This window comes from Catalinimonas locisalis (assembly GCF_038039535.1).
Classification (GTDB): domain Bacteria; phylum Bacteroidota; class Bacteroidia; order Cytophagales; family Cyclobacteriaceae; genus Catalinimonas.
The window spans coordinates 307637-329857 of sequence record NZ_JBBPHP010000004.1; the positions used below are offsets into that span (position 1 = coordinate 307637).

At 41.5% G+C, this 22221-nt stretch carries 18 protein-coding genes and 1 pseudogene; 6 read left to right on the top strand and 13 right to left on the bottom strand.

Annotated elements, in window-relative coordinates:
• Window positions 1-31: 31 nt before the first annotated feature.
• From dprA to WJR50_RS08560, 5 genes are all read right to left on the bottom strand, one after another.
• Complete coding sequence (dprA, locus tag WJR50_RS08540) at window positions 32-1174, bottom strand: DNA-processing protein DprA (protein ID WP_341292833.1); 1143 nt, start codon at window positions 1172-1174, stop codon at window positions 32-34.
• 2 nt (window positions 1175-1176) lie between these two features.
• Window positions 1177-1521, bottom strand: a complete 345-nt coding sequence (locus tag WJR50_RS08545) for a MerR family transcriptional regulator (protein WP_341292834.1) — start codon at window positions 1519-1521, stop codon at window positions 1177-1179.
• Window positions 1522-1626: 105 nt separating this feature from the next.
• Complete coding sequence (locus WJR50_RS08550) at window positions 1627-2979, bottom strand: DNA recombination protein RmuC (RefSeq protein ID WP_341292835.1); 1353 nt, start codon at window positions 2977-2979, stop codon at window positions 1627-1629.
• 41 nt (window positions 2980-3020) lie between these two features.
• Window positions 3021-4748, bottom strand: a complete 1728-nt coding sequence (locus tag WJR50_RS08555; RefSeq protein ID WP_341292836.1) for a phospho-sugar mutase — start codon at window positions 4746-4748, stop codon at window positions 3021-3023.
• A 317-nt stretch (window positions 4749-5065) separates the two neighbouring features.
• Complete coding sequence (locus tag WJR50_RS08560; protein ID WP_341292837.1) at window positions 5066-5722, bottom strand: response regulator; 657 nt, start codon at window positions 5720-5722, stop codon at window positions 5066-5068.
• A gap of 589 nt (window positions 5723-6311) precedes the next feature.
• Here WJR50_RS08560 and WJR50_RS08565 point away from each other — a divergent pair.
• Entirely contained in the window at window positions 6312-6725 is a 414-nt protein-coding gene (locus WJR50_RS08565; protein WP_341292838.1) for a hypothetical protein, read from the top strand.
• 164 nt (window positions 6726-6889) lie between these two features.
• The gene (locus WJR50_RS08570; RefSeq protein WP_341292839.1) at window positions 6890-9127 is read left to right on the top strand and encodes a M1 family metallopeptidase; all 2238 of its coding nucleotides are present in this window, start codon (window positions 6890-6892) and stop codon (window positions 9125-9127) included.
• Window positions 9128-9202: 75 nt separating this feature from the next.
• On the opposite strand, the gene trpS is transcribed toward WJR50_RS08570, so the two are convergent.
• Complete coding sequence (gene trpS, locus WJR50_RS08575) at window positions 9203-10171, bottom strand: tryptophan--tRNA ligase (protein WP_341292840.1); 969 nt, start codon at window positions 10169-10171, stop codon at window positions 9203-9205.
• Between the two features lie 224 nt (window positions 10172-10395).
• On the opposite strand from trpS, the gene WJR50_RS08580 reads away from it, so the two are divergent.
• Window positions 10396-11499 (top strand): DUF1573 domain-containing protein, encoded by a 1104-nt coding sequence (locus WJR50_RS08580; protein WP_341292841.1) that lies wholly within the window; start codon window positions 10396-10398, stop codon window positions 11497-11499.
• An 82-nt stretch (window positions 11500-11581) separates the two neighbouring features.
• Here WJR50_RS08580 and WJR50_RS08585 read toward each other — a convergent pair whose 3' ends face one another.
• Window positions 11582-12382 carry a YceI family protein gene (locus WJR50_RS08585; protein ID WP_341292842.1) on the bottom strand — a complete coding sequence of 267 codons (801 nt, stop codon included), beginning with the start codon at window positions 12380-12382 and terminating at the stop codon, window positions 11582-11584.
• Window positions 12383-12497: 115 nt separating this feature from the next.
• On the bottom strand, window positions 12498-14480 hold the full coding sequence (locus tag WJR50_RS08590; protein WP_341292843.1) for a sialate O-acetylesterase: 1983 nt from the start codon (window positions 14478-14480) through the stop codon (window positions 12498-12500).
• 80 nt (window positions 14481-14560) lie between these two features.
• Between WJR50_RS08590 and WJR50_RS08595 the strand changes: the two genes are divergently transcribed.
• Both WJR50_RS08595 and WJR50_RS08600 read left to right on the top strand, forming a co-directional pair.
• Window positions 14561-15415, top strand: coding sequence for an alpha/beta hydrolase (locus WJR50_RS08595; RefSeq protein WP_341292844.1), 855 nt, complete (start codon window positions 14561-14563; stop codon window positions 15413-15415).
• 230 nt (window positions 15416-15645) lie between these two features.
• Window positions 15646-16773 carry a PQQ-dependent sugar dehydrogenase gene (locus tag WJR50_RS08600; RefSeq protein WP_341292845.1) on the top strand — a complete coding sequence of 376 codons (1128 nt, stop codon included), beginning with the start codon at window positions 15646-15648 and terminating at the stop codon, window positions 16771-16773.
• A 195-nt stretch (window positions 16774-16968) separates the two neighbouring features.
• On the opposite strand, the gene metF is transcribed toward WJR50_RS08600, so the two are convergent.
• Window positions 16969-17922: a methylenetetrahydrofolate reductase [NAD(P)H] gene (metF, locus tag WJR50_RS08605; protein ID WP_341292846.1), complete on the bottom strand. Its 954-nt coding sequence runs from the start codon at window positions 17920-17922 to the stop codon at window positions 16969-16971.
• Between the two features lie 168 nt (window positions 17923-18090).
• Here metF and WJR50_RS08610 point away from each other — a divergent pair, with 168 nt between their 5' ends.
• Window positions 18091-19002, top strand: a complete 912-nt coding sequence (locus WJR50_RS08610) for a Ppx/GppA phosphatase family protein (protein ID WP_341292847.1) — start codon at window positions 18091-18093, stop codon at window positions 19000-19002.
• A gap of 43 nt (window positions 19003-19045) precedes the next feature.
• Here the strand turns inward: WJR50_RS08610 and WJR50_RS08615 are convergent, their stop codons facing one another.
• The 4 genes and pseudogenes from WJR50_RS08615 to ppk1 form a co-directional block, all read right to left on the bottom strand.
• Window positions 19046-19450: an IS1 family transposase gene (locus tag WJR50_RS08615; protein ID WP_341292848.1), complete on the bottom strand. Its 405-nt coding sequence runs from the start codon at window positions 19448-19450 to the stop codon at window positions 19046-19048.
• Entirely contained in the window at window positions 19435-19686 is a 252-nt protein-coding gene (locus tag WJR50_RS08620) for a hypothetical protein (RefSeq protein ID WP_341292854.1), read from the bottom strand. Before WJR50_RS08620 ends, WJR50_RS08615 begins: the two co-directional genes overlap by 16 nt.
• 39 nt (window positions 19687-19725) lie before the next feature.
• A pseudogene (locus tag WJR50_RS08625) lies at window positions 19726-19809 on the bottom strand (IS1/IS1595 family N-terminal zinc-binding domain-containing protein); the annotation flags it as partial.
• A 115-nt stretch (window positions 19810-19924) separates the two neighbouring features.
• Window positions 19925-22039 (bottom strand): polyphosphate kinase 1, encoded by a 2115-nt coding sequence (gene ppk1 / locus WJR50_RS08630; protein WP_341292849.1) that lies wholly within the window; start codon window positions 22037-22039, stop codon window positions 19925-19927.
• Window positions 22040-22221 lie beyond the last annotated feature (182 nt).

Sequence of the window (22221 nt, forward strand, 5' to 3'; positions counted from 1 at the left end):
ATGCTCTAATGTTGAATAATTATCATACACCTTAGCGTCCTACCATTTGATACTTTTTACCCGGTAGTGACTTAATAACACCTTTAAACTCTAAACTCAACAGTATGGAAGCAAGCTTACTTATCGAGAGCTGAGTATGCCAACTTAGGTTATCCATAATCATAGCTTCCGATTGTTTGCTCAATACATCTACAACCTGCTGTTCTTCATCATCTATTGCAACCTGTAAAACAGGTTGATGCATTTCTTTCTTCACACTAGCATCACAATCCCAATTTAACATTTCAATAATATCTGTCACCTGGGTAAGAATATGTGCTTTGTGTTGCTTGATCAGTTTGTTACATCCTTTAGAATAAGGTTGCTGCCAGCTTCCTGGTACCGCAAATACTTCCCTATCATAATCATTTGCCAGATTTGCAGTAATCAGCGCTCCTCCTTTTTCAGCCGCTTCAATGACGATAGTAGCATCAGATAAGGCGGCTATAATTCTGTTTCTTGCCGGAAATTTTCTTGCATCGGGTTTGGTACCCAAAGGATTTTCAGTGAGTAAGCCGCCTTCTTCCTGCATTTGGTATGCTTCTCTACGATGCACAGAAGGATAAATAATATCCATTCCACTACCCATTACACCGACTGTAGGCAGCCCGTACTTCAACGCTGCACGATGAGCACAAATATCAATGCCATAGGCAAGCCCACTGACGATAACAGGCTGAAAAGCTGCTAATTCACTCACTAAAGACTCTACAATCTCTTTTCCGTAAGGTGTAGCCTGCCGTGTTCCCACAATACTCAACACCCTATGATGATTAAGGTTAGCCTCCCCTGTATAATAAAGAAGGATCGGAGCATCGTAAATATGCCTGAGCCGCTCCGGATACTCTTCATCAGTATAGGCCAGAATATTGATCCCTTCCTGCTGGCAACGAAAAACCTCTTCTTCAGCTTTCTCTAATAATTCGCCAGCATTTTTTATTCCTCCGATAATCTTATCTCCAATTCCAGGAATACGCTTTAAATGCCTGATCGGACTGGTAAATACAGCTTCTGCGGACCCACAATAGTTGATCAATTGTTTTGCCAATGCCCCTCCTACAAAAGGCAACATACTTAGCGCAACCTGATTGATTTTAATATCTACTTCAGAAAAACTATTGCTTACCGCACTCATGCTTATTGATTGTCTAGCTTTTGCTTTATTTCTATCAAAAATGCTTTTACCTCTTCTAATGACTCAATCATCTCCATCTTATCTTTGAGGCCTTTATTATTATTTTTTATCATCTGTTTTGCACCTTGCAGCGTATAACCTTTTTCCTTCACCAGATGATATACCATCTTAAGTTTTTCTATATCCTCTTTAGTAAACTGTCGCTTACCATTACGATTCTTCTGAGGCTTAATGATGTCAAACTCTCCTTCCCAAAATCTAATCTGAGATGGTGCTATGTTAAGCTGCTCAGCAACTTCTCCAATGGAAAAGTATTTTTTCTCAATTTCTTTTTCCTTATAGGTCATATGTGTACACTTAGAAGTTGAGTAGCACCTTATTTCTATTCAAAGATGCTAATTTAGTGATATTTTAATAAAAAAAGTAATATTATGAATAAATAAAGTTAAATATTACATCTTCCTTACTTCTATACTCTTATCAAGCAGGTTATCGGGTATTGACTTGCTCGCGTTGGCTCCTAGTTCTTTTAGCTTTTCCACTCTCCTCACCAGATTACCTTTACCGTAACAAAGTTTATTGATAGCTTGTTGATAATGTCCTTGTGCAGATTGCAAACTATTCTCAATCTTACCGAGGTCGTCCACAAAGCCTACAAACTTATCATACAATTTACCACTTTCTACGGCAATCTCTACAACATTTTTTTTCTGATTTTCCTGCTTCCAGATATAGGAGATTGTCCGCAGCGTAGCTAATAGTGTGGAGGTAGAAACCAAAACGATATTTTTGTCCAGGCATTTCTCAAAAACTTTAGCATCCTCACGAAGGGCTGCTGTCAGGGCTGGCTCAAGTGGCACAAACATAATGACATAGTCAGGCTGATTGATCTGGTACAAATGCTGGTAGTTTTTTTCGCTCAGACCTTTCATATGCCGATAGATACTATCCAGATGCTCTTTCAGATAGTGATTCCTTTCCGCCTGATCTTCAGTATTATAATAGTTTTCATAGGCTGTCAGGGAAACTTTAGCATCCAAAATAAGGTGTTTACTCTCAGGAAGATTAATAATATAATCAGGGCGCTGAGAACGTTCTTCCATCTGGTCATTAAAACTACTCTGGCTGGTATAATGGATATTTTTTTCCAATCCTGCCTTTTCCAGAATAAGCTCCAACTGCATTTCGCCCCAGTCTCCCTGTACTTTGTTATCTCCCTTGAGCGCTTTGGTAAGCCGAATCGCGTCCTCACTGATTTGCTGGTTCAGATGCATTAACTGTTCAATTTCTTTCTTTAAAGAAGCTCGCTCACGAATTTCTTCATGGTAGGTCTGCTCCATTTTGCTGCGAAAATCAGTGATTTTTTCTTTAAGAGGATTAAGGATATGACTAAGTTTCTCTTCATTTAGCGCAGTAAACTTCTGGCTTTTTTCCTCTAGCAACTCGTTGGCCAGGTTTTTGAACTCATGCCTAAACTGCTGCTGAAGGTCCTGCACTTCATTTTTCTGATTCAGTAGCTGTTCATGGAGGGATTGGTTCTGTTGCTCTTTTGCTGCCAAAGCTTTAGTCAGTCTTAGCAGCTGTTGCTGACTATCATAAAGCTCTCTTTTGGCATCACTGTACAATTCCTTAGAGATATATTTTCTCTCTATCTCCTGAGGATTGGTAAATGGTCGCTGATACCTGAAACGTGCAGCAATCCACCCTCCCGCAGCACCCAATATTACAGCTACTAATAATAGTAAAGACTCTACAATCATATCCATATCATCTACCTTATTTAAAATAAAAAAGCTATCCTCCATTTACAAAAGAAGGATAGCTTAAAAATATTGATCAGAAATGTTTAGATCTGCATCTCCTGAATAATACTGGAAATCTTTTCTTCCAGTTGCTGCACTTTCTTGTCATAATCTGATTTATTATCCAGTTCTCCTCTAATGCTAAAGTAAAACTTAATTTTAGGCTCAGTACCAGATGGGCGAGCTGAGATTTTGCTACCTCCTTCAGTAAAGAATTGCAATACATTAGACTCTGGAAAATCAATAGGTTTAAGATCTCCACTCACCATATCTTTCTCTTTTCCTTCCTGATAGTCTATAATTTTGACTACTTTCTCACCACCTATAGTCTTGGGAGGATCATTTCTCAGATCAAGCATCATCTGTTGTATTTCTTCTACCCCGCTTTTGCCTTTCTTGGTAAGGGAATGCAGGCGTTCGTGGTACAAACCAAACTTCAGGTAAGTATCCAGAAGGAAATCAAACAGACTCATCCCCTGATCTTTGACATAAGCAGCCATCTCGGCTATCATTACACAAGAAGCCACTGCATCTTTGTCTCTCACTTTATCGCCAAAGAGATAACCATAGCTTTCTTCTCCACCACCTATAAACTCCTCCTGTCCCTCTTTTTCACGTATCAAGGCTGCAATGTATTTGAAACCGGTAAGAGTGTCATAGCAGTTTACTTCAAAATGCTGAGCTATTTTCTCAATCAGGTCAGTAGTTACAATGGTTTTGGCTACAAACTGCTTCCCATCCAGTTTACCTTTTTCCTGCCACATCTTCAGGAGATAGTGGATCAGCATGCTGCCTGTCTGATTACCATTGAGCAACTGAAACTTTCCATGAGGATTTTTAGCGGCTATGCCTACCCGGTCAGCGTCAGGGTCAGTTCCCATCAGGATATCAGCATCTATCTCTGTGGCTTGCTTGAGCGCAATGTCCAACGCTTCAGATTCTTCAGGATTTGGATATACTACTGTAGGGAAGTTTCCATCCGGTTTGGCCTGCTCCTGCACAATATGAACATTCGTAAAACCCAGTTTTTCTAAAGCAGGAGGCACAAGTTTGATCGCAGTACCATGAATAGGCGTAAAGACAATCTTTAGATCCTTCTGGCGTTCAATCGCTTCAGGTGAGAGCGAAAGCCCTTTCAGCATATTCAGGTACTGATCATCAATATCTTTTCCTATGATCTGAATTTTGCTTTCGTCCTTATCAAACTTTACGGCATTGATCCCTTCAATCTTACTTACTTCACGGATCACATTTTTGTCATGAGGAGCTATAAGCTGCCCACCATCATTCCAGTAAGCCTTATATCCATTATATTCTTTAGGGTTATGAGAGGCGGTCAGTACCACTCCACTCTGACAACCCAGGGTACGAATGGCAAATGAAAGCTCTGGTGTAGGTCTTAGGTCATCAAAAAAGTAAACTTTAATGCCATTGGCAGAAAACACATCAGCGGTAACTTGAGCGAAGTAACGGCTATTGTTCCGGCTGTCGTGGGCAATGGCCACACTAATGTCCTTATCAGGGTAGGTTTGTAAAAGATAATTACTCAATCCCTGGGTAGCCATACCTACCGTATATTTGTTGATACGGTTTGACCCTACTCCCATTACTCCTCTTAGTCCTCCGGTACCAAATTCAAGATCCTTGTAAAAGGCATCAATTAGCTCGTCTTCATTACTATTTTGCAACATTTTTTTGATGGTGAGCTTACTCTCTTCATCAATATTGCTATCCAACCATTTTTGGGCTTTTTCTTTAATTTTAATATCCATAATGCAAGTTTTGGATGATTAGCTATATGCAATAATTTAAAAAAATTTAGGTGTGTCACGAGGGACAATGACCTAAATTTACAGGATAATTTTGATTAAAATAGTGTAATAAGGCTTTTTGAAGCGCAGAATACCCCTACCTTCTTCAGATAGGGTATCACGTATTGGTTCCCCTATATTTTTTCCAGAAAAAGAAAACCACAGTTCATCCTATTCCTTTGCAAAAATTGCATAGAAATAGTTTAAAAACTGTCAATTCAGGAAAGTTTGCTTTGAAGTTCTCAGATTAGAAGTAGATAAAAAAATTCATAAGGTACTCAATTGAGCACATCATGCTGTAAAGTATAACGAACTAACTCTGCCGTATTCTTTACGCCTACCTTTCTTAATATATTGGCTCTGTGATTTTCTACGGTACGTACACTGATGTCCAATTTTTCTGCAATAATTGCATTGCTGACACCATCAATTACCTGAGCAAGAATTTCTTTCTCACGTTTGGTAAGCGAGCGGCTGGATTCACCAATGCCATAGCGGCGGATATTCTTATTGATAAAAGCTTTGATAATGAGATCTGAGATTTTTTTATCGTAACAGATATCCCCTTCGTGAATCGTTTTGATCGCTCCAATCAATGCATTCACCGATACATCTTTGGGAAGATATCCATCGGCACCATGTTCTACTGCCTGCAATGCATAATGTTCTTCAATATACATACTGAGAAACAGGAACTGAACATTATCAAACTTCTTCTTTATTACCTTCAGCAACTCAAACCCATCCTCTTTGGGCAAAGAAATATCGGAAATTACCATACCAATATCATTCTGCCTTTCCAATACCTCTAATGCTTCAGTGACGTTTGACGCTTCTTCGGCTATATTGATAAAATCACAATTTTGTAACATTAACTTTATACCATCACGAATAATCTGATGGTCATCCACTAAAAGGATATTAATCTGATGCATTTATAAACTTTAATGTTTGAAACTTTATAACTTCTACTCACACAATTCTCTCTGACAAAACAAGTATACTTTTGGAAGCCGATATAATAATTTCATTCCGCGAGCTACTTCTGCACACTTCTACAAGGTTACTAAAATCTATATAATCTTGGAAAGATACACACAAACTATACGATTATTCTACTAGGAGTGCAAAAAAATAGATTATCATACTCATAATACTGTTAAGTATTTACCTACAAGTCAAATATCTTCTGTGTTTCTGCTGATTAGCATGTCAAAGAGATGTTGTCCTTATAGGATTTCTGATTGTTATATGAAGGCAATATAAAGCATTTCATCCAGCAAAAAATTTTGTGGGGATCTGCTTGATAAAAAAATCCACCTAAAATTCATACTATTTTATATCTTCTTTTGTTTAATTTATCAAAACAAAATTTTAACGAAATACTTAATCTATTTATTGCTCATCTTTGCTTGAGCTTATAAAACATTTTAGTTACTTGTTTTGCAAGTTCCGATTAGTCTTATGAATTTTGCATATTCTGATTCAAATCGTAACAAACACTGATTAATAAAATTATTTTTTATGGATATTGAAGCGCTTGACCAAGTACTGGTAAAAATTGTTGAAAAGAAAAACATCCTGAGTCAGCTTAACTATAATGACAAAAACTATGATGAGGTGGAAGAGGAACTTCATGATCTGGAAGATGACTTTGTAGAGCAGTATGGTGAGTATTTGGAAGATATCCTGGCTGATGTACACGATGAGCTGTGTCCTGATAATGATGTTTTACTACCTATCGCATATCTGGCTAATAAGTATGTAAAAAAAGAGGATAACGGACAGGTAACTTATCATGCAGCTGATGGAGGTGTACTAGTAGATGTAGATGAATATCCAGACAAGCTCACCCGTCTGGTATTGGTACCCAAACCTACCCGCCTGATGTTGCAAATAGGCAGCCAGCAGGAAGAACAAGTTTGGATAGCTAAGTAAAACTCGGAGCCTGTAGCATTGCAGGCTTTTTTTCTGCCCTCCATATTGCTTTTTTAACAGCAATTATCCTCATAACAGAACTTATTGATTCCATTTGTCATTTTATTCCTGCGTATATTGCACGCTTATGCAATATTCTATCTAAGGATCAATAATTCAATACTATGAGATATATTTCAACAACTCTGATATTCCTGCTGAGCTTAGGTACAGTCTGGGCACAGGAAGGACAAGAGCATAAGGGAAAGTTTGAGCAGCTAGGCACGACCCTTCCTACCCCGAATGAATACCGTACTGCCTCAGGTGCTCCCGGTTATAAGTACTGGCAACAGCAGGCCGACTACGATATACAAGTTGAGCTTAACGATGAAAACCAATCAGTAAGCGGATCGGAAAAAATCACTTATTACAATAACTCACCCGAACCTCTTACTTATCTCTGGCTACAGCTTGACCAGAATATGAGAGCTCAGGACTCCAATACTCCCATTACTGAGCAGAGCAGTGTGAGGGATTCTTTACCTGCCCGTATTTTCCAGAAGTACGTGATGTATGATAATGACTTTGAGGGTGGCTTTGACATTAAATCCGTAACGGATGATAATGGAAAGCCGCTGGAGCACATCATCAACAAAACGATGATGAAGGTTAATCTGCCACAAACGCTTAATCCGGGAGAAAACTTCAGCTTTCATGTAGACTGGTCGTACAATATTAACGACCGTATGATGGACGGAGGCCGTTCCGGCTATGAGTACTTCCCGGAAGACGACAACTACCTTTATACTATCGCGCAGTTTTATCCGCGCATGGTAAGGTATGATGATGTGAACGGATGGCAGAACAAGCAGTTTCTGGGCAATGGAGAGTTTACTCTTTCTTTCGGTGATTTTCAGGTGGCCATTACTGTACCTGAAGACCATATCGTAGCCGCTACCGGTGAGCTACAGAACGCGAAAAGTGTACTTACCTCTGAGCAGAGCAAAAGACTGGCGCAGGCCAAAAATGAATATGAAAAGCCGGTGATGGTCGTAACGGAAGAGGAAGCCAGAGAAAACGAAAAAACTAAAGCTACTGGCAAGAAAACCTGGATATTCAAGGCCGATAGAGTACGTGATTTTGCTTTTGCCTCTTCCCGTAAGTTTATCTGGGACGCGATGGCCGTAAAGATCAATGATAAGGAGCCTATGGCTATGTCCTACTATCCTAAAGAAGGTAATCCACTTTGGGAGAAAGAATCCACTCTGGCGGTAAAAAATACACTGGTTGGCTACTCTAACCGTACATTTGATTATCCTTATCCGGTAGCCATTTCGGTACATGCGGCTTCTATCGGTATGGAATATCCCATGATCTGCTTTAACTATGGTCGCCCTAACCCTGATGGCTCTTACTCTGATAGTAAAAAATGGGGCATGATTGGCGTGATCATCCATGAGGTTGGTCATAACTTCTTCCCTATGATTGTAAACTCTGACGAACGTCAGTGGACCTGGATGGACGAAGGCTTGAATACCTTTCTGGAAAATCTGACCAGCGAAGAGTTTTATCCTGATATGCCACTCAAATTTGGTACACCGCAGACTATTACCACTTACATGGGAGGAGATAAAAATCTCATTCGCCCTATCATGACCAATTCCGAGCAGATTATGCAGTTTGGATACAATGCCTATGGTAAGCCTTCGGCTGCACTGTACACATTGCGAAATACCATCATGGGACCGGAGCTTTTTGATGCCGCTTTTAAAGAATACGCTCAGCGTTGGAAATTCAAAAGCCCTACTCCGGCTGACTTTTTCCGCACTATGGAAGATGCCTCTGCCGTAGATCTGGACTGGTTCTGGAAAGGCTGGTTCTACACCACCGACCATGTAGATCTTACTGTGGACGATGTGAAGTGGTACAAGCTTCAACCGGAAGAAGTAAGTGTGGAGAAAAATGTTACTGCTCAGGAAGGCGATATTAACGAAGCGGAAGCTTCGGCAGAAGATACGAAGGAGATGCCGGAAACTTATGAGCCGCTTACCGTTACTAATACCGACGAACGTTTCTACGGTGAGTTTATGAATCGTCAGAATGATGACGCCATTCGTAAGCAATACGAGGGCAAAAATATTTATGAAGTCACTTTCAAAAATGAAGGGGGGCTGGTAATGCCGCTCATTGTGCAGTTTAACTATGCTGATGGCACTTCAGAAACGCGTAAAATCCCGGCTGAGATCTGGCGTAAAAATGAAAATTCAGCCAGTAAAGTGTTCGCTCTGGATAAAGAGCTGGCTTCTATCACCCTAGATCCTGATCAGGAAACTGCCGATACTGACCTAAGCGACAATGTTTTCCCCAGAGCAGAAGACAAGTCTAAGTTTGATAAGTTTAAAGATAAAAATTCTAGAGAGTAATAGTTCTTGATGTTATGGTGTTATGGTGGGTCAAGTACTTTTAAACCATAACACTATCGCACCATAACACCATTATCAATAACCCAACTTCTCTTTCACCTTTCCTAAAACCTCACGGGCAATCTCTCTGGCTTTAGCCTCTCCTTTTTCAAGTTTGCCATGCAGTTCCGGCAGGTTTTCCATATAGTAGTTGAAAGCCTTACGTTCTTCTGCATATTTTTCAAGAATCAGTTCGTACAATTCCTGCTTGGCGTGGCCGTAGCCATAGTTTCCACCTTCATATTTTTTACGCATATCAGCAATTTGCTCCTCAGTAGCCAGCAGGCTGTATAGCGCAAATACTGTATCGCCATCCGGATTCTTAGGCTCTTCCAAAGGGGTACTGTCCGTCACGATAGACATCACCTGCTTACGCAGTTTTTTATCCGGAAGAAATATATCCAGAGTATTGCCATAAGATTTACTCATCTTCTGTCCATCTGTACCGGGGATTATCATGCGGCTTTCGTCAATTTTGGCTTCAGGAAGCACAAATGTATCGCCATACTGACTATTAAAAGTATTGGCAATATCACGAGCCATCTCCAGATGCTGCTGCTGATCTTTACCTACCGGCACATAATCCGCATCATACATGATAATATCCGAAGTCATCAACACCGGATAGGTGAACAGACCTGCATTCACATCCGCCAGCCTGTCGGATTTATCTTTGAAAGAATGCGCATTGGCCAGCATCGGATAAGGCGTAAAACAGTTGAGATACCAGGTCATTTCACAAACCTCAGAAATACGCGACTGTCTGTAGAAAATGTTTTTATCCGTATCAAAGCCAAAGGCCAACCAGGCCGCGGCTACGGCATCTGTATTATGCTTCCTGGTCTCTGCATCCTTTATAGTGGTCAGTGAGTGAAGATCAGCAATAAAAAATAGCGACTCATTATTCTCCTGATTAGAAAGGGTAATGGCCGGAACGATAGCTCCCAGAATGTTACCCAAGTGTGGCCGACCCGTACTTTGTATACCCGTTAGTATTCTTGACATCTTTTTCTCCAGTTTTTTTGACAAAGTAAATGAAAATATCACTTCAAGGGCAAAATAAAGTGAGAAGACGAACTTTTATTAACAAATTCATTTTAAGTTGATATGGCATTGAAGTGGGTAAGATAAAAAGCTGAATTCCCTACGGAAATGACATGTATAGCACAAAAATTGTTCGTCTACCTGAAAAACTTATTCAGCCCAAAACATAAGCTAAAATGTCCCTCATGAAAAGAAAGTTGTCGTTTATCGCTTGTTTGATTTTTCTGTCAGCCTTTGTCTGGGCACAGGATCAAAAGCCTTCTATACAGTTTGAAAGCAATAGCCATGATTTTGGCGCTATACAGGAAGAAGGCGGACCGGTATCCCACGAATTTACATTTACCAATACGGGAAACTCACCGCTTATCATTAGTAATGTACGCCCCTCTTGCGGATGCACTACCCCTACTTGGTCTAAAGACCCGATTCCTCCCGGCGAGAGCGGGACTATTGTGGCGCAGTATAATCCTATGAACCGCCCTGGAACATTCAGAAAGTCAATTACGGTCACTTCTAATGCCGAAACAAGTAATGCGGTATTGTATATCCAGGGTATTGTGCAGCCTAAGCCCAAAACTCCTGAGGATGATTTTCCTACTCAGCTTGGTAAGCTAAGAGTAAAGTACCGTTCGCTCAACATGGGAAAGGTCCTCACTAAGGAGCCGGTTACCAAATCATTTGAAGTATTCAATGACAGTGAAGAGAGTGTTATCTTCAGTGCAAACGCTGTTACGCCTGACTATATCACCATAGAAGTAGAGCCTAAAGAATTGCTCCCCAATCAGAAGGGAAACATCAACTTGACGTATGATGCACAGGCGCGTAAAAGCCTGGGGTTCGCTTCTGACCGTATTCGTATTTTTACCAATGAAGCTGAAGACAGCGTGAAGGAATTTACTGTAATGGCTACCATAGAGGAGTACTTTCCTCCTATGACTGAGGAAGAGCTGAAGCAGGCTCCCAGACTCACTTTAGAAAAAACCAGCTATGACTTTGGCAGCATAAAAGAAGGAGAATTAGTAAGAGCAAACTTCACATTTACCAATACCGGAAAAAGTCCTTTGAATATTCGTGAAACCAAAGCCAATTGCGGCTGCACAGTTTCTGCGCCGGAGAAGGATACGCTGGCACCGGGCGAGAGCAGTAAAATATCTGTTACTTTCAACTCTAACGGACGTAGAGGAAGACAGCAGAAAATGGTTACTATCTTCTCCAATGACCCTAAGGCTCCTACTCAGCAAATCACCATCAACGGCAGAGTACTTACTGCTGACTCCGATAGCGAATAATAAGCATTAAAAATAAAACAGCGGGCAAAAAAGAAAGGCTATCCGGTTGGGATAGCCTTTTTGCTTTATAAACGATTTACTGTTAGCTGTCGGTATTATCACCGGCTGAGTTTTCCTCAGATGAAGGCGTACTTGCCTGAGGCTCACTACCTTTGGTAGCCGTAATATCAAAGCCTACATTTACAGTATTGTAGATAAATTTATCCTGAGCTACACGTACCGGATCTCCCTCATCATTGTACGACACTTTCCAGTTGGTACGGTCAATGTTAAATTTAGCTTCAGCAGTTATCTCATTATCTGTTACATTGATACGAGCGGGAAATGTGATGCTAAGCGTAGTATCACGCATGGTAAGGTTACCTGTAACCATATGCGTAGGATTTTCCAGTTTGTACTCACTTATTTCTTCTTCATTCACTTTTACTGCCATGTTTTCATTCTCTTCAGTTGAAGCAGTATTTGCATTGTAGGAGTTGACCTCAGTAATCACAAACTCAGCAGTAGGATATTGCTCTACATGAAAGAAATCTTCAGACTTCAGATGGCCAGTAAGCTTATCACGATCTTCACCTTCCAAGTCCTGCACGTCAATATCATTAAGGTCTACAGTAAAATTGCCGCCTACAACTTCGTTATTTTCTACTGCCAGAGAACCATCCTCTATACCGATAGTACCATAGTGTTGCCCGGTAGGCTTAAATCCATTCCACATTAACTCACTTTGTGTAAGGTCCAGGGCATAGCTGCTGGCACTGGCGCTCACTTCTTCAACTTCTTGTGCCTCTGAAACTTCTGCTTCATCACTTTGTGGCTTTTGTGCACAACTTACCACTAAAAAAGATGCTACAATAGCTAAAGAGAAATACTTCAATGTCTTCATAAATTAGCTTGTTTAATAAAAATTGTTTGTTTTAAACAAGTCATATTAACTGTTGCTACATCAAAATGTTTCATAGTAAATGAGACTTTACACAAAATTAATGTGCCATAAGTATTTAAATTCCATTTTGATTATTCTGTAAATTTTCCCATTCATCTGTGCGAAAAGGAGAAGCAGGCAGGAAAGCTTCATTATACAAATTCGTTTTTGGATTATTCGCCCACCCATAGCGAACTGCTTCGGGCTCTGCCACCTGTGGGCTTTTAACAGAAACTTCAGTTTTACTAATAATTTTAGCATTAGCTGGGTAAAACTGCTGATCCGCTCCGGCAATAGTAAAGCCTTTTAACTTTTCTCCGGGAACCACCATTAGTCCGTCAGCTACTTCAGAAAATGTAAGAATGGCAGAATCGCCTTCTACCCGCATAGATTCATACATAGGTCCGCTCCATGCGTTTTCCTGTCCGTAAGCAACCTTAAGAGCAGCTAAAGCCAATCGTTTCCCGACATCCTGCTTATTTCGGGGGTGAATGTCGGTGGAATCACCAATGTCAATGGTTACGGCCATACCCGTATTATCCAGATCTAAAGCCATGAGCTGTGCTTCTCTGAGTTCTGCCCAGCTTTCATCTCCCGGTCCTCCGGTGATAAAATTGGCCAGCTGTACAAAAAGAAATGGAAACTTGCCAATGTTCCACTGATTGCGCCAATCTTCTATCATAAGGGGGAATAATGTCTGGTACTGCTTGGCACGGTAAGCATTACTTTCTCCCTGGTACCAGATTGCACCTTTGAGTGGATAGGGAATCAGGGGATTGATCATAGCATTATAGAGGATAGCCGGTTCACTGGGAAACATATCTACTTCCGGAAGAGACTCGGTGGCATTATACTTCCAGAGCCCATCCAATGAAATACCCGTTTGTTCACCACTCAGCTCCATATACATTTCACTGACAGGACCGAGGAGGCCGCCATTTCCCGCGTTATCCTGTACTCTTACCGTGATCGTATTTTCTCCGGTTTTTACCGCTGAGGCGGGCACCTCATAAGTACGGATATTACCATAACCATAGGTCTGTCCTACTTTCTGGTCATTAAACCAGGTGATATCAGCATCATCAATTCTGCCTAAGTGCAAAGTCATTGCCTTACCGGCGTATCTTTCAGGGATGTCAATGGTTTTCTGAAACCACACAAAGCCATCATAGGTAGCCAGAGCAGTATCAGCTTCTTCCCATGAAGTGGGTAGTTGCATGGTAGACCATTCCTCAGTATCAAGCTCAGGAGAAAAATTTTCCTGCTGGGCCTGAGCATTAGCCTCAGACAATATACGGTCCCGCTCCTTTCTTTTTTCTACATCAGAGTTTGCAGGGTTAGTTTGTAGTTGCTGCTCAATTTTCTGAAGTTCTTCTTCAAATGCCTGCATATCACTCACTGCCTCTTCACTGGTCCAGGCTTCCGCAGGCGTGCCGCCCCAACTGGAATTGATAAGACCGATGGGCACATCCAGTTCCTGATGGATCTCACGACCGAAAAAATATGCTACTGCTGAAAAGCTTCCGATAGTTTCAGATGAGGTTTGTGACCAAGTACCTTGTGCCAAGTCTTCTAATGGCTCATAGCTGGTATTACGCTCTACGGTAAACAGCCTGATCTCAGGATAATTGGCATTGGCAATTTCCTCCTCAAAATTATCTACCTGAGCACTAAGTGGCCATTCCATGTTTGACTGTCCTGAAGCCAGCCAGACATCTCCTATCATAATGTCATTCAAAAGAACAGTAGTATCTCCTCCGGTGATCTGTAATTCATAAGGACCGCCAGCTTCCATTGCGTTAAGTTCTACCATCCACTTACCCTCAGCATCAGCTTCTGCTTTCTGACTCTGCTCACCCAGGCTAACTTCCAATGTACCACCCGGATCAGCAGTACCCCATATTTTTAGTGGAGCTTCCCTTTGAAGAACAGCATGCTCTGTAAAGAGCTGATGCAGCTCAATACCAGTGGCATCCGGACTTTCACAGGACGAAAGCCCCACAATTGCGATAGAAAAAATGAAGATAAATCTAAGCAGGTAATTTTTGTTGTTTATCATAAGTTTTGGATTCAGTAAGCGAGGTGACTATATTATAAAAACTCATAAGATTTTAAAAGTTCTCATCAAGTCTACATCGCATGAGTTATCAAAACATACAGGATTTCTTCTATTCTCCCAAAGATAATTGTCGGTGCTTCTGGCAAAAATGGATACCTGAAGAACAGATAAAACGTACGATTGTCTTTCAGCATGGACTGGGAGAGCATAGTGGCCGTTATGCAAATCTGCTCAATTATTTTGAGGGAAGTGGAACTGCTTTTTATGCCATGGATGCCCGCGGACATGGCAGAAGTGAAGGCAAGCGAGGACATGTAAATGCTTTGACAGACTTTGCACATGATTTACATGAGTTGGTAAAACAGGTGATTGAGGAGCAGAATATTAAGCAGGTGATGCTGATGGGGCATTCTTTGGGAGGAGTCATTGCGGCCCTTTATGCGTTGAACTATCAGAAAGATCTAAGCGCGCTCATTCTGAGTTCGCCTGGTATAGAACCTTATTGGAATGCTTACCTGAAAGTAGCAAGACTTGCTGCCAAAGGTTTGGTCCCTCTGCTACCTTCGCTCACATTGAGTTCTAACATCAATGCAAAGTATCTCTCCCATGACCAGGAAGTCATTGCTCACTATAAAGCTGATCCTCTGGTACATGGTCTTGGCTCAGTAAGGCTGGGCTATGAGATGTTTAACGTACACAAAACTTTATATGCGAAAGCTGGTCAATTGTACATTCCTCTCTACATTATGCATGGTACCGGCGATAGAATCACTACTTCCGAAGGTTCACAAAGGTTTTATGAACTAGCACGCAGTACTGACAAAACACTGAAGCTGTATGACGGACTGTATCACGAAATGATCAATGAAATTCCGGTCGCCAGAGCTGATGTACTGAGGGATCTCAGAGAATGGGTTGAACAAAGATTTCCCTAACTTGAAGCAAGTTAGACCTACTCAAGGTTTAGCAAAAGCCAGCGTACATTATTGGCAGCAAATCATATTATTTCCACTTAACCTCCAAATTGCCCGACAAAACTTTTTTAACCTCTAATAAAGCTCAAATCCTTTAGTCACTTCTCATCAATATTTTGAATACATGAACATTGGTTTAGGTATCAGGTTATGGCTTGAGAAAGGATTTTTTTATCAAACAAAGAAGCACAATGAGTGACGTGAAATATTTTTTTGGTGCCCTATGTATCTTTTTATGTATAGGCACCTCTGCAAATGCTCAGAAGAGCACAGTAGTGACCGATGCCGGAGCATTGGAGGTGAAAAAGGTGGTAGAAGGACTTACCCACCCCTGGGGCATGGCATTTTTGCCCGATGGAAGGCTTTTAGTTACTGAGCGCTCCGGAGCCTTGCGGATTTTCAACAATGATTCCACACTTTCTGAGCCTGTTGGAGGTACACCCGAGGTGTTTAATGTAGGCCAGGGAGGCTTACTGGATGTAGCGCTTGACCCAGACTTTGAAAACAATCAATATATCTACCTTTCGTTTGCAGAGCCGGGAACTGACAGCACTGCTTCTACCGCACTGGGCCGTGGTAAATTTGAAAACGGTAAGATCAATGATTTTACAGTGATTTTTAGTCAGGAACCTAAAGTAAAAGGTCCTAACCACTTCGGAGGCAGAATCGTTTTTGCTGAAGAAGGAACTCTATTCCTGACATTGGGAGAAAGGTTTAAATTTGACCCTGCCCAAAATCTCTCCAACCATCTTGGAAGCATTGTACGCATCAATACGGATGGCAGCATTCCTGAAGACAATCCTTTTGTAGACCAGCAGGATGCAGAAGATGAAATCTGGTCGTATGGACATCGCAATATTGAAAGTGCTACCATTGATCCCAATACAGGACAGCTGTGGGTCGCTGAAATGGGACCTATGGGAGGTGATGAGCTTAACCAGCCCGAAGCATCCCGTAATTATGGCTGGCCGGTGGTAAGCTGGGGAGATAATTATGATGGTACGGACATTCCTGACCCTACTACTCGCCCTGAATTTGCCAATGCATTGATACACTGGACACCTACCATTTCTCCTTCAGGTATGGAATACTACACCGGAGAGGCGTTTACCGAGTGGCAAGGTAGCCTGCTGATTGGTGGATTAACCAGCGGTGGCCTGGTACGCGTGGAAATACAGGAGGACAGCGCCTCTGAAGTAGAACGAATTCCTTTGGGAGGTCGCATCCGTGATGTAGAGCAGGCGGCTGATGGTACGCTCTATGTACTTACCGATGAAGAAGAAGGAAATATCTGGCATATCAGCCCTTTGGAAGAGTAAAAAAACTCTAAATGATTCAAGAATACATCAGCGTATTTAATCTTCTTTTTCGGCAAAGAGATTAAACATGGGCTGTAATCATACTGAAGCCTTCATCTTTTGTGAGATGAAGGCTTCAAATATTTTTAATCGGCTGTAAGCATTTACAGCACGTTTATTTTCAGAGAGATTAACCAATTGGTTAATTTTTTTGATCTAAAATACTTCTTTCGCTACTCTTTTGACCAGTTCCGAGCGGCTCATGGTATAAAAGTGAAGTACTGGTGCACCAAAATCAATCAGTTCTTTGCACTGCTGCACGCACCATTCTACACCTACTTCTTTTACTTCTTTATTGTCCTTACACTTCTCTACCTCGCGAGCCAGTTCCTCAGGAATATCCAGATGGAAAAACTGGGGGAGCAAAGTAAGGTGCTTCAGCGTAGCCATGGGTTTCAGGCCGGGGATGATGGGAACATTGATATCGTGTTCGCGGCAGCTTTTAACAAAATCAAAGTACGCCTGATTATTGAAAAACATCTGGGTCACGATAAACTCGGCACCATTGTCTACCTTCGTTTTGAGGTGTTGAAAGTCCGTATCCAGATTAGGAGATTCAAAATGTTTTTCAGGGTAACCTGCTGCCCCAATGCAGAAGTTGGTAGGAGTTGCTTCCTCCAGTTCAGCATTGAGGTACGTCCCATCATTCATATCTCTCACCTGCTTGATCAGCTCACTGGCATAGCAATGTCCATCGGGATGTGCTTTAAATCCAGGCTCAGACTTAATAGGATCACCTCTCAGGGCAAGAATATTTTCTATTCCCAGGAAGTCCAACTCAATCAACATGTTTTCGGTATCCTCTTTGGAGAAACCTCCGCAGATCAGGTGAGGAACAGTATCTATATTATAGCGATTTTGAATTGCAGCACAAATACCCACCGTACCAGGTCGCTTGCGGGTAGTAAGCTTCTTAAAGCTTCCATCTGACTGCTCTTTATAGATATACTCTTCCCTATGATAAGTTACATCAATAAAAGAGGGTTCAAACTCCAACAAAGTTTCTACATGATTGAAAAGCGTGTTAATATCCTCTCCTTTCTTGGGAGGAAGAATTTCAATGGTAAAGAGTGTGCGATTCGCTTTTTGTATATGTTCAATTACTTTCATGATGATGCGAAATTACAAAAACTCTTATGAGACCACAGCATATTAGCCACTCATTTTACATTTTATGAGAATGTCACTAGCTGAACGATTATAGCTTCTACCAGCTTTATGCTAGCGTACATAAACTAATTTCTTTTTTACTTTTGTGCCATAGACGAATATTTTTATATGAGAAAATTAGCCGCCATTGATATAGGGTCAAATGCCATCCGCCTTCAGGTAAGTAGTGTCATCCGTTACGAAGAAAAAACTACTTTTAAAAAGCTGGAATATGTTCGTTTTCCGCTTCGCCTGGGCCAGGATGTGTTTGAAGTTACTGAAGACAACCCTTCGCACCGCATAGGCGCCGAACGCGCAGCTAAGTTCTTAAAGCTGATGAAAGCATTTAAATTACTCATAGACCTTTACGAGGTGGATGACTATATGGGCTGCGCTACCTCTGCCATGCGCGAGGCCGAAAATGGCCCTGAACTCATTGAACAGGTACGTCAGGAGTATGGACTTGAGCTACAGATTATTGATGGGGATGCCGAAGCAGAAATTTTGAATATCGCTCTGATGAGCCACCTGGAGGAAAATAAGACTTATCTGCACATAGACGTAGGGGGAGGCAGTACCGAGCTGAATCTCTATGTGAACAAAGAAAAGGTGATGGCTCATTCTTTTCCTATTGGTTCCGTAAGAAGGCTTAATACCCGCAAGTCATTAGCACAGGTATGGAATGAGATGGAGCAGTGGATCAAAACGAATGTCAAAAAAGATTTTGGCAAGGTCACCGCCATTGGTACGGGAGGCAACATCAACAAAACATTTGACCTATCAGGTACAAGGAGCGGCAAGATACTCTCTCTCAGCAAAATCATCAGCACGAGAGATTTCTTAGCGAGTCATACGCTGGAAGAACGCATCAACAAACTACAGCTCAACCCTGACCGTGCTGATGTAATTATACCAGCTTCTGACATTTATATTGCTGCGATGCAATGGGCCAGAGCAACCCAGATACTGGTACCTAAACTGGGACTTAAAGACGGCGTAATGCAAATGCTCTATGAGAAGCACCAAATCAAAGCGAGTTGATCTGCTGCCTCTCAACGCTTACATTCTCAACCAGGTCGTGCACTTAAAGTAAGGATGTTTTTTTTGCTAAAATGGCAAGATTGTAATCTACTAGAAAATATTTGATGGCTAAGTAGTGATTTTCCCATTTCTTGGAGAAGGATAATGCTTTTCTAACCAGCCGACTGCAACGTTGGCGGATGGTATTGTTGATCCGTTCAATTTTAGTATTCTGACCTTTTCCTTCCTGCTGTAGTTGTCCCTTCTTAAATACGGTACCATAGGAAGGGAAGTCATCGGTAAAGACCAATGAATTGTTTAATAACCTGCCTGGAATGCTCAATAGTAGCCCCAAAGCACCTTGCTCATCACGGCTACCAATATGATAGCCTACCACTAGCCGAGTATTTCGTTCAATGGCTATCCAAATCCATTCTGGACAATCTTTCGCCCCTACAAAGCTCCACATTTCGTTCCGGCGGGGACCGCTGCTTCCAGGCAGTAAAGATCAATGAGGGCATCATCAAGCCTACCAATAGGTAGTTCTTTCGGCAAACTATCCCACAGTACCCTCATTCGTTTATCAATCCAGGTCAAGCTTTGGCCTAATACTCTGCTAATACCGCGCAAAGAAAGCCGTTCTAGTAGCAAGAGAGGAAGAACTTCTTCTTTAAAGCTTTGATAGGGTGCATCTTTCCGTTCCACAAATTGTCTTTTACAGATTTTACACTTATGATTTTGCTTACCATAGTAGGTTTTGCCGTTCTTGACTGTATATTCACTTTGGCAATGTGGGCAAGGGTGAGTTTGTTTGAGCGGACGTCGCACGGTCGCATCCTACAAACTTCCCTCACATTGCTATTCTTTCAAAATCCTCATCCTTACTTAAAGAACACTACCCTCAACCAAGCTTTCTTTGATACTACAAATTAAATGCGCTTCATTAAAATAGCTTTACCTTATCCAACTCATCACGCGTAACTCTATAGAACTCCCGGTGAATATTAAAAGCAGCCTCTTTACCTCTTTCCCTGATCACATATTCCCCACTTTCCTGCATGATATAGGTATTTACATTATCTTTCAGATTATAAGCCAGAATATTGATGGCCTGCCTTTTGACAATTGGATCCACAAACAGAAAGAGAGACTCTAATCGCCTGTCAAAACTACGTACCATCACGTCAGCACTTCCACCGTAGACCTTGGGGTCATTGTTATTATGAAAATAATAAATACGCGAGTGTTCCAGATAATCTCCCACTATGGAGCGTACTGTTATGTTTTCACTCAGGCCGGTACGTCCGGGACGCAGACAGCATATTCCTCGCACAATCAGTTTGATCGTTACGCCAGCCTGTGAAGCTTTGTAAAGCTCTTCAATGGTCTCTCTGTCTTCCAGTGAATTTATTTTGATTACAATACCACTGGGCAGGCCATTTCTGGCATTTTCGGCTTCAGCCCTGATCAGCTCTATCAGCTGCTGCCGCATATCTTTGGGGGCAGTAAGCAGGTATTGATAATTTGTGGGTAAGGAGTGCCCGGTAATTACATTAAAAAATTCTGACACATCATGGGCGTACACTTCATTGGTACTCAGCAAGCCCAAATCAGTGTACAGTTTAGCAGTTTTCTCATTATAATTTCCGCTGGACATATGCACATAACGGGTAACACTTTTTCCATCTCGCCTAACAATCAGCAACAGCTTGGTATGGGTTTTAAAATTACTGATACCATAGATGACAAAGCAGCCAGCTTTATGCAGTTTCTGCGCTTCGCGCATATTATTTTCCTCATCAAAGCGGGCCTTCACTTCAAACAGTACCGACACATGTTTACCACTTTCCGCAGCTTTGAGCAATGCGGTGGTTATACGCGAATCTTTGGCCAGGCGATAAATGGTAAGTTTAATGGCCAGCACATTCGAGTCTTCAGCCGACTGTTCAATGAGTTCCAAAAGCGGCTCAATGTCATTATAGGGATGATGTAGCAGAATATCTCTATCCTTTAATACTTCAAAGATATCTTCAGAGCCGGTTTCAGGATAGGTGAGTGGGGGTACCGGAAGATGCGGCTTAGGTAACTTATTTTTGAACTCACTATTACTGATTACTTCAAAAAGTGCCGTGTAGTCAATAATTCCCCCACTGGGCACTTCAAAAATATTGTCTTTGTCTATGTTCCAGCGATTGACCAGCAGCCGCATCATCCAATGGCTGTAACCTTCTTCTACCTCTACTCTTACTACGCGGCCGGTCTTTCTTGTTTTTAGCTTTCGTCTTACTTCCTCAATAAAATTTGCTTCTATATCATCACTTTCATCTAAGGTAAAATCACCATTTCGGGTGATACGAAACAGGCTTACAGAAAGCATTTCAATATTACGGAACAGCAAGTCTATATGCTCCCGGATAGCCTCTTCAATGGGTACAAACAAGAACTCATCTCCCCGGTCAATCTCATAAAAACGAGGAAGGTTCTGAGGAATCTGTACAAAAGAAAGCTTCTTCTGGTCTTTTTTTTCCTGTGGGTTACGTGTCACTACTCCGTAGATGAGTATTTTATTCATCAGGGTAGGGAAAGCATGGTAGCTGTCGTATACCATCGGAGTGAGCATGGGGTAGATCGTACGATTAAAATAATCTGAGATCTTCTTTTTCTCATTCGCCTCAAGCTCCTTGATATTTTTGACGATACGGAAATGTTGTTTCTTAAATTCCGGAACCAGTTTACCAGTATAATAATCGTTCTGCTCTTTGACGAACTGATGTACTTCTTTCAAGAGCTTTTTACGGAAAGGTTTTTCTCTCAGGCCTGAGTAGTCTATCCTCTCTTTGCCGTAATCCAGATAATTGTACAAACTACCCAGCCTAATCATAAAAAACTCGTCAAGGTTAGAGGAAGTGATGGCCATGAACTTGAGCTTCTCAAAAATGTTGCGATTGGATTTTTTGGCCTGTTCCAGCACTCGGTAGTTAAATTGCATCCAGCTCAGGTCACGGCTTATATAGTTGCTTGTGGCTATTGAAGATTGTACTCTGTCTTTGGCTAACATCCAGTGTATAAAGGTTATAAAGCTTTGCTTAAGAAAATTCAACTTACTTATTCTAATGATGAAATACGAAAAAATGTTCTACTCGTTCATCCTGATTTATTTCTAAGATCATGTTTAAAAATTCTATTTGGTATTTACGCCAGTCGGTTGATGATAATTTGACAGTTTTGCCAAAGTAGCCA

Excerpts from the sequence above, each read along its gene's own strand:
- metF (WP_341292846.1), bottom strand. The coding sequence starts at position 17,922 with ATGAAAGTAATTGAACATATACAAAAAGCGAATCGCACACTCTTTACC.
- WJR50_RS08580 (WP_341292841.1), top strand. The coding sequence starts at position 10,396 with ATGAAAAGAAAGTTGTCGTTTATCGCTTGTTTGATTTTTCTGTCAGCC.
- trpS (WP_341292840.1), bottom strand. The coding sequence starts at position 10,171 with ATGTCAAGAATACTAACGGGTATACAAAGTACGGGTCGGCCACACTTG.
- WJR50_RS08615 (WP_341292848.1), bottom strand. The coding sequence starts at position 19,450 with ATGTGGAGCTTTGTAGGGGCGAAAGATTGTCCAGAATGGATTTGGATA.
- WJR50_RS08550 (WP_341292835.1), bottom strand. The coding sequence starts at position 2,979 with ATGGAGGATAGCTTTTTTATTTTAAATAAGGTAGATGATATGGATATG.
- dprA (WP_341292833.1), bottom strand. The coding sequence starts at position 1,174 with ATGAGTGCGGTAAGCAATAGTTTTTCTGAAGTAGATATTAAAATCAAT.
- WJR50_RS08610 (WP_341292847.1), top strand. The coding sequence starts at position 18,091 with ATGAGAAAATTAGCCGCCATTGATATAGGGTCAAATGCCATCCGCCTT.
- WJR50_RS08565 (WP_341292838.1), top strand. The coding sequence starts at position 6,312 with ATGGATATTGAAGCGCTTGACCAAGTACTGGTAAAAATTGTTGAAAAG.
- WJR50_RS08590 (WP_341292843.1), bottom strand. The coding sequence starts at position 14,480 with ATGATAAACAACAAAAATTACCTGCTTAGATTTATCTTCATTTTTTCT.
- WJR50_RS08560 (WP_341292837.1), bottom strand. The coding sequence starts at position 5,722 with ATGCATCAGATTAATATCCTTTTAGTGGATGACCATCAGATTATTCGT.
- WJR50_RS08600 (WP_341292845.1), top strand. The coding sequence starts at position 15,646 with ATGAGTGACGTGAAATATTTTTTTGGTGCCCTATGTATCTTTTTATGT.
- WJR50_RS08570 (WP_341292839.1), top strand. The coding sequence starts at position 6,890 with ATGAGATATATTTCAACAACTCTGATATTCCTGCTGAGCTTAGGTACA.
- ppk1 (WP_341292849.1), bottom strand. The coding sequence starts at position 22,039 with ATGTTAGCCAAAGACAGAGTACAATCTTCAATAGCCACAAGCAACTAT.
- WJR50_RS08555 (WP_341292836.1), bottom strand. The coding sequence starts at position 4,748 with ATGGATATTAAAATTAAAGAAAAAGCCCAAAAATGGTTGGATAGCAAT.
- WJR50_RS08595 (WP_341292844.1), top strand. The coding sequence starts at position 14,561 with ATGAGTTATCAAAACATACAGGATTTCTTCTATTCTCCCAAAGATAAT.
- WJR50_RS08585 (WP_341292842.1), bottom strand. The coding sequence starts at position 12,382 with ATGAAGACATTGAAGTATTTCTCTTTAGCTATTGTAGCATCTTTTTTA.
- WJR50_RS08545 (WP_341292834.1), bottom strand. The coding sequence starts at position 1,521 with ATGACCTATAAGGAAAAAGAAATTGAGAAAAAATACTTTTCCATTGGA.